Below are 14,967 nucleotides of genomic sequence, written 5' to 3' on the forward strand. Positions count from 1 at the left end.
CCGGTGACCCCGGACGGACCGCTGCTCGCGCCCGGCCGGCCGATTTGCCGCACCTCGATTCACCCCACGCTGCTTCGACGACGAGATGACGAGACGACGAAGCGAATCGATTCTCCTCCCCACACTCCGCGTTGCCCGGAGTCCCGGCACGAAAGGCACCCCCCTTGCGCACCTCATCGAGCTCTCCCCGCGGCTCCTCCCCGAGACGGAAGCTGATATCCGTCGCCGCCCTCTCCGCCGCCCTGCTGACCGCCGCTTCCGCCCAGGCAGCGGTCGCCCAGGACACCCCCGCCGACGCGCCGGCCGTCCCCACGGCCCGCACCGAGGCCGCCCCGGGCACCCCGGCCGAGCGGCTCATCGTCGGCTACAAGTCCGGTGCCGCCGAGGCGAAGTCGGACAAGGCCGCCGCCGCGGACGCCGCCGCCAAGGGCGAGAAGGCCGGCGAGGACGTCGGCTTCCGGCGCCGCCTCGGCACCGGCGCCGCCCTCGTCGACCTGGGCGCGAAGCCCACCACGGCGGACGTCGCCGACGTCGTCGCCGAGTACCGGGCCGACCCGCAGGTCGCCTACGTCGTACCGGACCGGCTCAACAAGCCGCTGGCCACACCGAACGACACCGAGTACGGCAAGCAGTGGGACCTGTTCGAGTCCACCGCCGGCATGCGCGTGCCGGGCGCCTGGGACCTCACCACCGGCAGCGGTGTCACCGTCGCCGTCATCGACACCGGGTACGTCACCCACTCCGACCTCGCCGCGAACATCGTCGGCGGCTACGACTTCATCTCCGACACCGCGGTCTCCGTCGACGGCGACGGCCGCGACAGCAACCCGGCCGACCCGGGCGACTGGTACGCGGCCGGCGAGTGCGGCCAGGCCACCGGAGGCAGCTCCTCCTGGCACGGCACCCACGTGGCGGGCACCATCGCCGCGGCCACGAACAACGGCAAGGGCGTCGCCGGCATCGCGTACGGCGCGAAGATCTCCCCGGTGCGGGTGCTCGGCAAGTGCGGCGGCTACGACTCCGACATCATCGACGCCATCACCTGGGCGTCCGGCGGCACCGTCTCCGGCGTGCCCGCCAACTCCAATGTCGCCAAGGTCATCAACATGAGCCTCGGCGGGGGCGGCGCCTGCTCCACCGCCACCCAGAGCGCCATCAACGGCGCCGTCGGCAGGGGCACCACGGTGGTCGTCGCGGCCGGCAACGAGAACCAGAACGCCGCCAACTCCTCCCCGGCGAACTGCGGCAACGTCATCACCGTCGCCGCGACCGACCGCTCGGGCAACCGCGCCCACTACTCCAACTACGGCTCCGTCGTGGACGTCTCCGCACCCGGCGGCGAGACCACGACCGCGTCCGACGGCATCCTGTCCACGCTGAACTCCGGCGCCCGCACCCCGTCCACCGAGAACTACGCCCACTACCAGGGCACCAGCATGGCCACCCCGCACATCGCGGGCCTCGCCGCGCTGATGAAGTCGGCGAACCCCGCCCTCACCCCGGCCCAGATCGAGTCGGCGGTCAAGTCCAACGCCCGTGCGCTGCCCGGCACCTGCTCCGGCGGCTGCGGCGCGGGCCTCGCGGACGCCGCGAGGACCGTCCAGGCGGTCAAGGGCGGCACGTCCACGGGCTCCACGTACTCCAGCACCACCGCCGTCGCCATCCCGGACAACGGCTCGGCGATCGAGTCCCCGATCACCGTGAGCGGCCGCGGCGGCAACGCGCCGTCCGGCCTCCAGGTGGGCGTGGACATCGCCCACACCTACCGCGGTGACCTGGTCGTCGACCTGGTGGCACCGGACGGTTCGGTGTACCGGCTGAAGTCCGCCAGTGGCTCGGACTCCGCGGACGACGTCGACACCACCTACACGGTGAACGCCTCCGGCGAGACCGCCGACGGCATCTGGAAGCTGCGGGTGCGGGACACGGCCTCCTACGACACCGGCCGGCTCAACGGCTGGCGGCTGGCCTTCTGAGCCACCCCCCGAAACAGGCGGGCCGGCCGGTGCGGATGGGGCACCGGTCGGCCCGCCGTTCTCTTTTGCCCCCGCACCTGACACACTTAGATACCGGACGCGCCGTTTTCTTTCAGAGATCGCGTTTGTTTTGCCTGATGTGTCCAAGTCCGTTGCGATACCCGCGTGGTGAACATGGGCGCAGGGTGAGATATCGTGTACCCGGCGTGAAAACAAACAGCATGACCCGTTCCTTTCCGGCTCAGGAGTTCAGGCGATGGCGAGGCAGGTACGCGCCGAGCAGACCCGCGCGACGATCATCACGGCCGCCGCCGAGCTGTTCGACCGGCAGGGCTATGAATCGACCAGTCTCAGCGACATCGTCGAGCACGCCCAAGTCACCAAGGGAGCCCTCTACTTCCACTTCGCCGCGAAGGAGGACCTCGCCCACGCCATCCTGGAACTGCAGTCCGCGACCAGCCGCCGGCTGGCCAGGGACACCGAGGTCCGGGGGCACACCTCCCTGGAGGCGCTGATGCGCCTCACCTTCTGCATAGCCAGGATGTCGGCCGAGGACCCCGTCCTGCGGGCCGGACTGCGGCTCGCCACCGGCGGCACCCGGCCACGCCCCCCGCTGAGTCACCCCTTCACCGAGTGGCTGGACATCGTCACGGCCCGGCTCCTCGGCGCCGTCAAGGAGTCCGACGTCCACCCGGACGTCGACATCGACGTCGTGGCGCACTCCCTGGTCTGCTTCTTCGTCGGCACCCGCGTCGTCGGCCGCTCCCGCGAATCCGTCGCCCGGCAGCCCCGCCGTACGGCCGAGATGTGGCAGATCCTCATCCGGGGCCTGGTCCCCGTCACCCGGCGCGCCCGCTATCTCAGCCTGGCCGCACGACTGGAACGGGAGATCGCTCCGGTGTGACCCGCGGCGCGCGACGACCGGCGCGCGTTACGGTGAGCCGCATGTCCGACCACCCCACCGCACCCGTGATCGTCGCCGACGAGCCCGGCACCTTCCCCCACAGCGTGCTGGCCGAGCGGCACCCCGCGATCATCCGGCAGGTGCGCGAGGCCTTCCCGTACGAGCCCTGGCAGCACCGCGCGCTCGACGCCCTGCTCGCCGACTGCACCCGGGGCACGATCGACCCCCTCCCCGCCGACGCGCACGACCGGCGGCACTGGGAGACCTGGGGGATGGACACCCACGCCGGCCGCTCCTGGTACGACGTGCCGTGGCTGTGGTCCGAGAGCTGGTTCTACCGCCGGCTGCTGCACGCGGTGGGCTACTTCGCACCCGGCCCCTGGCAGGGCATCGACCCGTTCCGCCCCTCCAAGCTCGCCGAACTCGACTCGCCCGCCACGGACGAGGAACTGGCCGCGCTCGACGACCTCGCCGGCCGCCCGGAGGAGGAGCGGGCCCGCGCGCTGCTGCACGGTTCCCTGTGGGGCAACCGCGCCGACCTCGGCTTCCGGCTGTCCGCCGAGGGTGCCGAGGAGACGGCCGCCGTCCCCGCCCTGGTGGCCGACGACAGCGAACGGCTGTGGCCGCTGCTCGGCACCCCGGGTACGGGCACGCTGTGCCTGGTCGCCGACAACGCGGGCCGTGAACTCGTCCCGGACCTGCTGCTCATCGCCCATCTGCTGGCCTGCGGCCGGATCGGCCGGGCGGTGCTGCACGTCAAGCCGTACCCGTACTACGTCTCCGACGCCACCACCGCCGACGTGATCGACGCGGTGCGCCGGCTCACCGACGCCAAGGGCGCGGCGGCCGAGTACGGCCACGGCCTGTGGGCCGCGCTCACCGACGGCCGGCTCACCCTCCGCGCCCACCCGTTCTCCTGCTCGCCGCTGCCGTACGAGGACATGCCGGACGACCTCCGCGCGGACTTCGCCGCCGCCGCGCTCACCGTCGTCAAGGGCGACCTCAACTACCGTCGCCTCGTGGGCGACCGGTACTGGCCCCCGACCACCCCCTTCGCGGAGGTCACCGGTTACTTCCCCGGCCCGGTCGCCGCCCTGCGCACCCTGAAGTCCGACGTGATCACCGGACTGACCGCCGGCACCGAGGCGGCACTGGTCGCGGCGGAGGAACAGCGCTGGCGCACCGGCGGCACCCACGCGCTGATCCAGGTCCGGACATAGGGGGTGTCGTTTGGATCTTGCCGGGGTCGCGGGGTCCGGCACGCACTCCCCCACTGCCCGAAGGGCGTGGGAGGTGCCCCCAGCGGCGTTGTCGTCGGTTGCCAGGGCTCCGCCCTGGCGCCCTCCTCCGCCTTGCAGCTGCACGCACCGGACCCCGCTCGACTCGGCTGCATGGCGCCGTCGCCTGAAGCCGGCCTGATCCAAACGACACCCCCTGGGCCCCACGACTCCCGTACGGGGCACGGTTCACGCGATGGTGTGATCATGTCCGGCCCGGTGGATGCCGCCACCGGGCCGCGGGTAGCCCCCGGCCATGACGCAGCCGTTCGAACTCCCGCACTTCTACCTGCCGCATCCCGCGCGGCTCAACCCGCATGTCGAGGAGGCCCGCGCCCACTCGACCGGGTGGGCGCGCGAGATGGGCATGCTGGAGGGCAGCGGGGTCTGGGAGCAGGCCGACCTCGACGCGCACGACTACGGCCTGCTCTGCGCCTACACCCATCCCGACTGCGACGGGCCCGCCCTGTCGCTCATCACCGACTGGTACGTGTGGGTCTTCTTCTTCGACGACCACTTCCTGGAGAAGTTCAAACGCACCCAGGACCGCGCCGCGGGCAAGGCCCACCTGGACCGGCTGCCGCTGTTCATGCCGCTCGACCCGGCGGCCCCCGTCCCCGAACCGGAGAACCCGGTCGAGGCGGGCCTCGCCGACCTGTGGGCGCGCACCGTGCCGGCGATGTCCGCCGACTGGCGCCGCCGGTTCGCCCTCGCCACCGAACACCTCCTCAACGAGTCGATGTGGGAGCTGTCCAACATCAACGAGGGGCGGATCGCCAACCCCGTCGAATACATCGAGATGCGCCGCAAGGTGGGCGGCGCCCCCTGGTCGGCCGGGCTCGTGGAGTACGCGACCGCCGAAGTGCCCGCCGCCGTCGCCGGGACCAGGCCGCTGAGGGTGCTGATGGAGACCTTCTCCGACGCCGTGCACCTGCGCAACGACCTGTTCTCCTACCAGCGGGAGGTCGAGGACGAGGGCGAACTCAGCAACGGCGTACTCGTCCTGGAGACCTTCTTCGGCTGCACCACCCAGGAGGCCGCCGACATCGTGGGCGACGTCCTCACCTCGCGGCTCCACCAGTTCGAGCACACCGCGTTCACCGAAGTCCCCGCCGTGGCGCTGGAGAACGGGCTCACCCCGGCCGAGACCGTGGCCGTCGGGGCGTACACCAAGGGCCTGCAGGACTGGCAGTCGGGCGGCCACGAATGGCATCTGCGCTCCAGCCGCTACATGAACGAGGGCGCACGGTCCGCCGCCCCCTGGCAGTCCCCGTCCGGCCCCGGGACGTCCGCCGCCGACGTCGGCGCGCTGCTCGCCGGCGCGGGGGCCGAGCGGCTGCGCGCCCACACGCACGTGCCGTTCCGGAAGGTCGGCCCGTCGATCATCCCCGACATCCGCATGCCGTTCCCGCTGGAGCTCAGCCCCGCCCTCGACGGCGCGCGGCGGCACCTGCTGGAGTGGTCGCGGCGGATGGGCATCCTCGGTGAGGGCGTCTGGGACGAGGACAAGCTGGAGAGCTGCGACCTGCCCCTGTGCGCGGCGGGCCTCGACCCGGACGCCACCCAGGAGCAGCTCGACCTCGCCTCCGGCTGGCTGGCCTTCGGCACCTACGGCGACGACTACTACCCGCTCGTCTACGGACACCGCCGCGATCTGGCCGCCGCCCGGCTGACCACGGCCCGCCTGTCGGCCTGCATGCCCCTCGACGCCGACGAGGTCCCGCCGCCGCCCGTCAACGCCATGGAACGGGCCCTGATCGACCTGTGGGCACGCACCACGGCCGGTATGACGCCCGACGAGCGCCGTCCCCTGAGGTCGGCCGTCGACACGATGACCGAGGCCTGGGTGTGGGAGCTGTCCAACCAGATCCAGAACCGCGTCCCGGACCCCGTGGACTACCTGGAGATGCGGCGCGCCACCTTCGGCTCCGACCTCACCCTGGGGCTCTGCCGCGCCGGACACGGACCGGCGGTGCCGCCGGAGGTCTACCGCAGCGGTCCCGTCCGCTCCCTGGAGAACGCGGCGATCGACTACGCGTGCCTCCTCAACGACATCTTCTCCTACCAGAAGGAGATCGAGTTCGAGGGCGAGATGCACAACGCGGTCCTCGTGGTGCAGAACTTCTTCGGCGTCGACTATCCGACCGCGCTGCCCGTGGTGCAGGACCTGATGAACCAGCGCATGCGCCAGTTCGAGCACGTCGTGGAGCACGAACTGCCCGTCGTCCACGACGACTTCCAGCTGTCGGACGAGGCGCGGGCGATCATGCGGGGCTATGTGACGGACCTGCGGAACTGGATGGCGGGCATCCTCAACTGGCACCGCAACGTCGACCGCTACAAGGACGAGTACCTGTCCGGCCGGGTCCACGGCTTCCTTCCGGACCGCTCACCGGCACCACCGGTCCTCGTCTGACACCCGGCACCGCCAGCACAGCCCGCACTGCCGTCGGAGGCGAACCATGGAACAGACCGTGTTGCGGCCCCGGCCGGTGCCCGGCGACGGGGGCAGGGGCGGGGGCGGCGACGGATCCGGGGACGGGCCGGACTCCGGCCCGCCCGCCCGGCGGCCCGAACGGCGGCGCGGGCGGCGGCTGGTGACCATGCTGCTCGGGGTGCTGACGGGGGTGGTCCTGGTGCTGTCCGGGGCCGGGCTGGGGGCGGTGGGGGCCACGGTCGTCGGCGCGGGCGGGCTCACCGAGCCGAAGCGGCAGACCGGAGCGGCCCCGGCCCCGTCCGCGGTACCGCGGTCCGCCCCGTCCGCGCCCGTGGTCACCAGGCTCGGCGTGGAGGTGGCCGACGACAGGAGACCCGGGGCGCTGGTCGTCGCCGTGCACGTGCCCGGCCCGGGGTCCTCGGCCGGTCTCGTACGCGGTGACGTCCTCCTCGCCTTCGGCACCACCCGTGTCGACTCGGCCGCCGACCTGGCACGCGCCGTCGCCCGGGCCCGCCCGGGCGACGAGGTGGAACTGACGGTGCGCCGTCGGGGCGGCGGCCACCAGCGGCTGACGGCCGTCCCCGGCATCGTCACGTGACCACGCGGAAGTGGCTGGTGAGCCGGCCCTCGTCGTCCAGTACATGGAAGGCGAGCCCGACCGGGGCGTCCCGGTCCGCGATCTGCTCGCCCTCCCAGGGCAGCCGCAGCGTCCAGGTCACGCCCGGCCCAACCAGCACCGGGCGGCCCGCGAACGTCGTGGCGGCGGGGGTGTGGGCGTGACCGGTGATCAGTCCGGCGACCTGGGGGCGGCGTGCCAGCAGGGCGGCCAGCCGCTCCGGGGCGCGCAGGGGGTAGGAATCGGGCAGGGGGTGGTGCAGCGGTACCGGTGGGTGGTGGAAGGCGAGCAGGACCGGAAGGCCGTCGTCGAGTCCGTCGAGCGTCGACTCGATCCAGGCACAGGTCCCGGCGTCCAGTTCCCCGTCGTCGTGGCCCGGGATGCTCGAGTCGCACATCAGCACCGCGCCGCCGTCCAGCACATGCGCGCTGTTGACCGGCCCGTCGGCGGCCGGCCGGCCCAGCAGCGCCTTGCGGTACGGCGCCCGGCTGTCGTGGTTGCCCGGGCAGGTCAGCACCGGGAACGGGGCGTTCCCGTCGCGCAGCCCCAGCAGGCGGGCGGCCTCCTCGTACTCGGCCTCGGTGCCGTGGTCCGCGATGTCCCCGGTCACCAGCAGCGCGTCCGGCGGGACCGGCAACTCCCACAGCCGGTCCCGCACCCGCCGGGCGCGCTCCGTCGCCCGCGCGGTTCCGTCCAGATGCAGATCGCTGATGTGCGCGAGTACGAGCACGGTCGTATGCCTCCCCGATGTGCCTGCTAACGGTTCGGTGAGATCAAACCATTAGATGTAACGGGAGGGCAATGCTTCGCCATTAGTTGTGGTGGGTCGCGGAGCGAACACCGTGAACCGGCTCGCGTCACCCCCGCCCGCCGGGCAGGATGCTGCCCGTAACCCGCTGTCGCCCTGGGAGGCCCCCGAATGACCGGCGCCGTGCCCGTGTCCTTCACCGCCGACGACTACGAGGCCCGCATGGAGCGTGCGGCGCGGCAGGCCGCCGACGCCGGGCTCGCCGGACTGCTCGTGGCACCCGGCCCCGACCTGGTGTGGCTCACCGGCTACACCCCCACCGCCGTCACCGAGCGGCTCACCCTGCTGGTCCTGGCGGCCGGCCGGGACCCCGTGCTCGTGGTCCCCACCCTGGAGGCCCCGGACGCCGAGCACGCCCCCGGTGCCCGTGCCCTGACCCTGCGCGACTGGACCGACGGCAAGGACCCCTACGCCGCCACCGCCGCCCTGCTGGACGCGGACGGGCGGTTCGGCATCAGCGACAACGCCTGGGCCATGCACCTGCTCGGCCTGCAGAAGGCGCTGCCCGGCACCTCGTACGCCTCCCTCACCGAGGCCCTGCCGATGCTCCGCGCCGTCAAGGACGCGGCGGAGCTGGAGCTCCTGGCCGCCGCCGGGGCCGCGGCGGACGCGGCCTTCGAGGAGATCAGGCAGGTCACCTTCGCCGGCCGCCGGGAGACCGACGTCGCGGCCGATCTGGCCGCCCTGCTGCGCAGGTTCGGACACTCCCAGGTCGACTTCACGATCGTCGCCTCCGGACCCAACGGCGCCAACCCGCACCACGAGATCGGCGACCGCGTCATCGAACGCGGCGACATGGTCGTCCTCGACTTCGGCGGCCTCAAGGACGGTTACGGATCCGACACCTCCCGCACCGTCCACGTCGGGGAACCCACCGAGGAGGAGCGCCGGGTGCACGACCTCGTGCGCGAGGCGCAGGAGGCGGGCTTTCGCGCGGTGCGGCCCGGGGCCGCCTGCCAGGACGTCGACCGCGCCGCCCGCGCGGTCATCGCCGGTGCCGGGTACGGGGAGTACTTCATCCACCGCACCGGGCACGGCATCGGCGTCACCACGCACGAACCGCCCTACATGATCGAGGGCGAGGAGCAGCCCCTCGTCCCCGGCATGTGCTTCTCCGTCGAACCCGGCGTCTATCTGCCCGGCCGGTTCGGCGTGCGCATCGAGGACATCGTGACCGTGACCGGGGACGGCGGACGGCGGCTGAACAACACCGCGCGGGAGATGGTCATAGTGGACTGAACGGCTCCACCCGTCCCCTCCCTGCCTCCCCGAACGGCAACGGCGCGATCATGACCCAGGCACCGACACCCACCGCGGACACCGTCCGCCGACTGGCCCGCTCCCTGTTGAAGGACAGCGGGAAGGGCGGCGGGGCGGGCGGCGCGCAGTCCGCCGCCGGACCCGACGTCCGGCCCGTCGCCGCGGGCGCCGAGCCCGCCACCTGGTGGGTCGGCACCCGCCATGTGCTGCGCCTCGCCCCGGACCGTGAGGCGAGCGTGCGCCGCCGCCGCGAACTGCGGCTGCGCGACCTCGTCCGCCCGCACGTCCCGGTCGCGCTGCCGTCCGCCGTGGCGCACGGCGAGTGGGCGCCCGGTCTGCTCTGCGTCCTGGACACCCGGCTGGCCGGCGGGACGGCGGAGGAGCACCGCGTCTCCGCCGTCGGCGAGGCCGACCTGGCCGGGCTGCTCACGGGGCTGCGGGAGGTGCCGGTGCGGCAGGCGGAGACGCTCGGCGTGCCGCGCGTCCCCCCGCGCTCCCTGGAAGCCCTGCGCCGGGCCGCCGGGGAGGCCGCCGGACGGCTCGCCGAGGCCGACGAGTTCGACCCGGGCCGGCTGAGCCGGCTCACCCCGCCCGCCGCGGTCCAGCTCGCCGCCCAGCCCGGTACGGCCGTCCTCGCCCACCACGCCCTCACCGGCGGGCACCTCGTGGTGAGCGCCGACGGCCGCGTACGGGGCGTCCTGGGCTGGGACGCGGCGGTGGTCGGCGACCCCGCCGAGGACATCGCGGGCCTCGCGCTCGCCGTCGGCGCCCCGGCCGCCGTACGCGCCGCCACCCTCGCCGGCTACGGCGCCCGCCCCTGCCTGCGCGGCCTGTGGCTGGCCCGCTGCGACTCCGTCCACCACCTCGCCGAGGCCCTCACCGGCCGCACCGCCCCGCCGCCCGCACTCCGCACCCGTCTGCGGCACGCCTGGGAGCCGATCATGCTGGAAAGGGTGACGGACCTCGGCCGCGCGGACGACGCGCCGTAGAGGGCCCGCCCGGCGCGATCCCCCGGAGGGGACCCCGGCCACGACGCGACCCACCCGCCCCGGCCGCCGGTGAGGCCGCTCCGTTCCCGGACCGGGGCCGGGACCGGAGCGGGACCGGACCGTGTGGCCGGGGCAGGCGTGTCGCGGCCTTCGCGAGCGCCGGGTGGTTCTCAGCCCTGGAGCAGGACGACAGCCGACCGGCCCGGCAGCCGCAGCACCCCGTCCGGGCCCGGGGTCTCCACCGGCTCCCACGCCGCGAGGACGCGCGCGTCGGGGACGCCCAGGGGGATCGCCGCCTGCTCGGTGCCGAGGTTCACCGCGACCCGGACGTCCCCCCGCCGGAAGGCCAGCCAGCGGTGCTCCTCGTCGTAGGCCACCTTGGTGTCGCCGAGGTCGGGGTCGGTGAGGTCCGGCTGTTCGTGGCGCAGGGCGACGAGGAGCCGGTACCAGGACAGCACGCGCGCGTGGGGCTCGCGTTCCGGCTCCGACCAGTCCAGGCAGGAGCGGTCGCGGGTGGCGGGGTCCTGCGGGTCCGGCACGTCCTGCTCGGCCCAGCCGTGCGCCGCGAACTCCCGCCGTCTGCCCGCGCTCACCGCCTTGGCGAGCTCCGGATCGGTGTGGTCGGTGAAGAACTGCCAGGGCGTGCCCGCCGCCCACTCCTCGCCCATGAACAGCATGGGCGTGAAGGGAGCGGTCAGCGTGAGGGCCGCCGCGCAGGCCAGCAGCCCGGGGGAGAGGAGCGCGGCCAGCCGGTCCCCCTGGGCGCGGTTGCCGATCTGGTCGTGGGTCTGGCTGTAGCCGAGGAGCCGGTGCGCGGCCACCCGGTTGCGGTCCAGGGGGCGGCCGTGGCGCCGGCCCCGGAAACCGGAGTACGTGCCGTCGTGGAAGAAGCCCCCGGTGAGCGTCTTGGCGAGGGCCGCGAACGGGGCACGCGCGAAGTCGGCGTAGTAGCCCTGTGCCTCACCGGTCAGCGCGGTGTGCAGGGCGTGGTGGAAGTCGTCGTTCCACTGTGCGTGCAGCCCGAGGCCGCCCTCCGCGCGGGGCTTGATGATCCGGGGGTCGTTCAGGTCCGACTCGGCGATCAGGAACAGGGGCCGGCCGGTGTCGGCGGCGAGGGCGTCCACGGCCCCGGACAGCTCCTCCAGGAAGTGGCACGCGCGCATGTCCGCCAGCGCGTGCACCGCGTCGAGCCGCAGCCCGTCGATCCGGTAGTCCCGCAGCCAGGCCAGCGCGCTGTCCACGAGGAACGCGCGCACCTCGTCGGAGCCGGGCGCGTCCAGATTGACCGCCGCGCCCCATGGGGTGTGATGGGTGTCCGTGAAGTACGGCCCGAAGCGCGGCAGATGGTTCCCGGACGGCCCCAGGTGGTTGTGCACGACGTCCAGTACGACGCCCAGGCCGAGGGCGTGGGCCCGGTCGACGAACCGTTTCAGCCCCTCGGGCCCGCCGTACGGCTCGTGCACCGCCCACAGCGAGACCCCCTCGTACCCCCATCCGTGCCGGCCCGGGAACGGGCACACCGGCATCAGCTCCACATGCGTCACGCCCAGCTCCGCGAGATGGCCGAGCCGCTCGGCGGCGGCGTCGAAGGTGCCCTCGCGCGTGTACGTGCCCACGTGCAGCTCGTACAGCACCGCGCCGGGCAGCGGGCGTCCCGCCCACTCCGTACGCCAGTCGAACCGGTCGTGGTCGACGACGGCGCTCAGGCCGTCAGGACCGTCCGGCTGCCGGCGCGAGCGCGGATCGGGCAGGACGGGGCCGTCGTCCGGCGCGAAGCCGTACCGTGAGCCGTCGTGCGCCTCGGCCTCCCCCCGCCACCACCCCTCCCGCTGCGGATCGCGCTCCAACGCCCGGGTGACGCCGTCGCACTCGAGCGTCACTCGGCCGGCCTGTGGTGCCCACACCTCGAACTGCACGGACGGTTCCCCTTCGTCTGCTCACCGTGAGGTAGTCCGTCCATCGTGCGCCATCGGAGATCAATTCGCCGGGGGATCCGCCCTTTTGCGGCGGGTGTCGCCGGGCACGGCCGCGCGTGCGGCCGTTTCCCCGCTTTCTGGACAGCCCGGCCGTCACTGACCGACAATCAGCGGCGTGACGTCGTCCTTCGAGTTCCACACGTACCCCGCGCGGCTCTCCGACGCGGAGCGCGACAAGGCGCTGAGCGTGCTGCGGGACGGCGTCGCCATGGGCCGCCTGTCCCACGACACGTTCGTCCGGCGCATGGAACTCGCGCTCGTGGCGCGCCGTTCCGACGAACTCGCCGCGCTCATCGCCGACCTCCCGCGGGAAAGCCGCTTCTCCCGCCTGGTGTTCGGCAGCGTGGAGGCCGTCTCCGGGTTCACCGTGCGGCTGCGCCGGGCCTGGCAGGCCGAGAAACTCCCCAAGCTGCTGCTGCCGCACCCGACGAGCGGCCACCCCCTGCGCATAGGCCGCGATCCCGGCAGCGGACTGCGGCTCAGCCACGAGACGGTCTCCCGCGTGCACGCCGAACTCCGCCACCAGGGCGGCCTCTGGGTGCTGCGGGACCTCGGCTCCACCAACGGCACCACGGTGAACGGGCGTCGGGTGGTCGGCGCGGCCGTCGTCCGTGAGGGCGACCAGATCGGCTTCGGGCAGATCACCTACCGGCTCGCGGCGCACTGACCCTGGCGGGTCCCGGCGGATCCCCGGCGAAATCCCCACGATCGTCGCGGTGTTGACGTACCCCCGAAGTCGTGACTGACTGTGCGTACGTCATGCACTCCCGGTGAGACGACGGCACCGCTTCGTGGAGGTGTGCCCTGCCGCCCCTCCCGCACTACCCGACCGTCGACGAACTGGGCGCGCGGGCCGCCGCCCTCGTCGCCCGGCAGCCCCGCGACGCCCGGCTGCGCCGCGTCGGCGCCTCCCGCGCGGGCATCCCCCTGTGGCTGCTCAGCGTCGGCCACGGCAGCCGCCAGGCCCTCGTCGTCGCCGGGCCGCACGCCAACGAGCCCGTGGGCGGCGCCACCGTGCTGCGTCTGGCCGAGCGCGCCCTGGCCGACCCCCGGCTCACCGAGGGCGCCGACGCCACCTGGAACCTGCTGCTCTGTCTCGACCCCGACGGACTGCGACGCAACGAGCGCTGGCTGACCGGCCCGTACACCCTCGGCCACCACTTCCGGAACTTCTTCCGGCCCGGCTTCCTGGAACAGCCCGAATGGCTGCCCGACGGCGCCGCCGCCGCGGCGCTGCCCGAGACCCGCGCCCTGCTCGCCCTCCAGGACGAACTGCGGCCCTTCCTCCAGTGCTCCCTGCACGGCGTCGACGTCGGCGGCGGCTTCGTCGAGCTCACCCGTGACCTGCCCGGCCTCGACCGGCGGGTCGCGGGCATCGCCGCCCGCCTCGGCGTCCCGCGCGAGCTCGGCGCCTACGACGCCCTGTACTGGCCCGGGCTCGGCCCCGCCGTCTACCGCATCCCGCCCCCGCACCGCCGTGACCTCGCCGCCGCCATCACCGAGGCCGCCGTCGAGTCGACGTGGTTCCACCCGCACCGGCACGGCACCGTCACCGCGGTCGTCGAGGCACCCATGTGGGGCGTGGCGGCCGTCGGGGACGGCTCCCCGCACGCCGGCGTGGAGGCGGAGCTGCGGTCCGTCAGCCGCACCCTGCGCCAGGACACCCGGCTACTGGCCGGTCTGACGGCCCGCATACGGCCGTACCTCACCGGCGTCCCCGACGCGGCGCGGCTGCTCGCCCCGGTCGACGACTACCTCCTGGTCTGCCCAGGGCTCGCCGACGCGTGGGACCCCGACTGCGGGAACGATTCTGCTCGTCCGCTGCCGCCCATGACCACGGCCCGCCTCGCCGCGCTGCGCCTCTCCGGACGGCGGCTGGCCGTGCGCACGGCCGGGCTGCTGCACCAGCTGGTGACGCGCGCCGGGCGCGACCCGGCCGGTGCGCTGCCGGAGCTGGACCGGCTCATCGACGCGCGGTGCGCCGACTTCCGGGAGGTGTCCGGGGCACGCTGGATCGCGGTCGCGCGCCAGGCCGAGTACCAGGCGCGGGTCGTCCTCGCCGCGTTCGAGCTGGCCGGCCGCGAGATCTTCCGTTCGGGTGAGCCGGGGTGGGGTCCGGACACCGTCGTGCCGATGCATCGGGAATGACGCACATCTCATTGAAAGCGGTACGGGCGGGACTGCTCGCCGCCCTCGTCCTGCTCACGTGCGCGTCCCCCGCGCGGGCGGCGGACGGGCACTCCGGCGAGGACAGCTGGCTGATGCTCACGGTCACCCACGGAGAGACGCCGTCCACCGGGGAGAACGGCACCATGCTGCGGTGCGACCCGCCCCGGGGCCACCGACACGCCACCGACGCCTGCGCGGAACTGACCGCGGCGGACGGCCGCATCGCCGACATCCCGCCGAGGGAGGACGTCGTCTGCCCGATGGTCTACGCGCCGGTCACCGCCCACGCCGACGGAATGTGGCGAGGCCGCTCCGTCGACTACACGGAAACCTTCCCGAACACCTGCACGATGACAGCCCGTACGGGCTCGGTCTTCGCGATCGCCTAGCCGCGGGCCCCCACCCCCGCCGCTCCCGCGGGCCCCCACTTCCGCCGCTCCCGCCGTTCCCGCGGGCCCCGGCTCCCGCCGTTCCCGCGGGCCCCGGCTCCCGCCGTTCCCGCGGGCCCCGGCTCCCGCCGTTCCCGCGGGCCCCGGCTCCCGCCGTTCCCGCGGG

Annotated in this window: 12 protein-coding genes; 10 read left to right on the top strand and 2 right to left on the bottom strand. The window is 73.8% G+C overall.

Features of this window, described 5'->3' with window-relative positions; all coding sequences use genetic code 11:
• Window positions 1–164 precede the first annotated feature (164 nt).
• From ACFV5H_RS34780 to ACFV5H_RS34800, 5 genes are all read left to right on the top strand, one after another.
• A complete protein-coding gene (locus ACFV5H_RS34780; RefSeq protein ID WP_385198739.1) occupies window positions 165–1,976 on the top strand; it encodes a S8 family serine peptidase in 1,812 nt (603 codons plus the stop codon).
• 256 nt (window positions 1,977–2,232) lie between these two features.
• The gene (locus ACFV5H_RS34785) at window positions 2,233–2,880 is read left to right on the top strand and encodes a ScbR family autoregulator-binding transcription factor (RefSeq protein ID WP_385057631.1); all 648 of its coding nucleotides are present in this window, start codon (window positions 2,233–2,235) and stop codon (window positions 2,878–2,880) included.
• 41 nt (window positions 2,881–2,921) lie between these two features.
• Window positions 2,922–4,100 (top strand): damage-control phosphatase ARMT1 family protein, encoded by a 1,179-nt coding sequence (locus ACFV5H_RS34790; protein WP_385198741.1) that lies wholly within the window; start codon window positions 2,922–2,924, stop codon window positions 4,098–4,100.
• Window positions 4,101–4,413: 313 nt separating this feature from the next.
• Complete coding sequence (cyc2, locus tag ACFV5H_RS34795) at window positions 4,414–6,573, top strand: germacradienol/geosmin synthase Cyc2 (RefSeq protein WP_385055221.1); 2,160 nt, start codon at window positions 4,414–4,416, stop codon at window positions 6,571–6,573.
• 46 nt (window positions 6,574–6,619) lie between these two features.
• On the top strand, window positions 6,620–7,192 hold the full coding sequence (locus tag ACFV5H_RS34800) for a PDZ domain-containing protein (RefSeq protein ID WP_385198743.1): 573 nt from the start codon (window positions 6,620–6,622) through the stop codon (window positions 7,190–7,192).
• Here ACFV5H_RS34800 and ACFV5H_RS34805 read toward each other — a convergent pair.
• Complete coding sequence (locus ACFV5H_RS34805) at window positions 7,185–7,940, bottom strand: metallophosphoesterase (protein WP_385055216.1); 756 nt, start codon at window positions 7,938–7,940, stop codon at window positions 7,185–7,187. The two genes, ACFV5H_RS34800 and ACFV5H_RS34805, sit on opposite strands and share 8 nt — an antisense overlap.
• Before the next feature lie 189 nt (window positions 7,941–8,129).
• Here ACFV5H_RS34805 and ACFV5H_RS34810 point away from each other — a divergent pair, with 189 nt between their 5' ends.
• Together ACFV5H_RS34810 and ACFV5H_RS34815 are read left to right on the top strand one after the other, a co-directional pair.
• On the top strand, window positions 8,130–9,257 hold the full coding sequence (locus tag ACFV5H_RS34810) for an aminopeptidase P family protein (protein WP_385198745.1): 1,128 nt from the start codon (window positions 8,130–8,132) through the stop codon (window positions 9,255–9,257).
• A gap of 50 nt (window positions 9,258–9,307) precedes the next feature.
• Window positions 9,308–10,267, top strand: a complete 960-nt coding sequence (locus ACFV5H_RS34815; protein ID WP_385055210.1) for an aminoglycoside phosphotransferase family protein — start codon at window positions 9,308–9,310, stop codon at window positions 10,265–10,267.
• 170 nt (window positions 10,268–10,437) lie between these two features.
• On the opposite strand, the gene treZ is transcribed toward ACFV5H_RS34815, so the two are convergent.
• Window positions 10,438–12,183: a malto-oligosyltrehalose trehalohydrolase gene (gene treZ, locus ACFV5H_RS34820; RefSeq protein WP_385198747.1), complete on the bottom strand. Its 1,746-nt coding sequence runs from the start codon at window positions 12,181–12,183 to the stop codon at window positions 10,438–10,440.
• A 175-nt stretch (window positions 12,184–12,358) separates the two neighbouring features.
• On the opposite strand from treZ, the gene ACFV5H_RS34825 reads away from it, so the two are divergent.
• The 3 genes from ACFV5H_RS34825 (at window position 12,359) to ACFV5H_RS34835 (ending at window position 14,801) form a co-directional block, all read left to right on the top strand.
• A complete protein-coding gene (locus ACFV5H_RS34825; RefSeq protein ID WP_385055204.1) occupies window positions 12,359–12,910 on the top strand; it encodes an FHA domain-containing protein in 552 nt (183 codons plus the stop codon).
• 137 nt (window positions 12,911–13,047) lie between these two features.
• A complete protein-coding gene (locus ACFV5H_RS34830; RefSeq protein ID WP_385055226.1) occupies window positions 13,048–14,391 on the top strand; it encodes a M14 family zinc carboxypeptidase in 1,344 nt (447 codons plus the stop codon).
• Complete coding sequence (locus ACFV5H_RS34835; protein ID WP_385198749.1) at window positions 14,388–14,801, top strand: SSI family serine proteinase inhibitor; 414 nt, start codon at window positions 14,388–14,390, stop codon at window positions 14,799–14,801. Before ACFV5H_RS34830 ends, ACFV5H_RS34835 begins: the two co-directional genes overlap by 4 nt.
• Window positions 14,802–14,967: the final 166 nt, after the last annotated feature.

The sequence above is a fragment of the Streptomyces sp. NPDC059787 genome, from assembly GCF_042732315.1.
GTDB lineage: Bacteria > Actinomycetota > Actinomycetes > Streptomycetales > Streptomycetaceae > Streptomyces > Streptomyces atrovirens.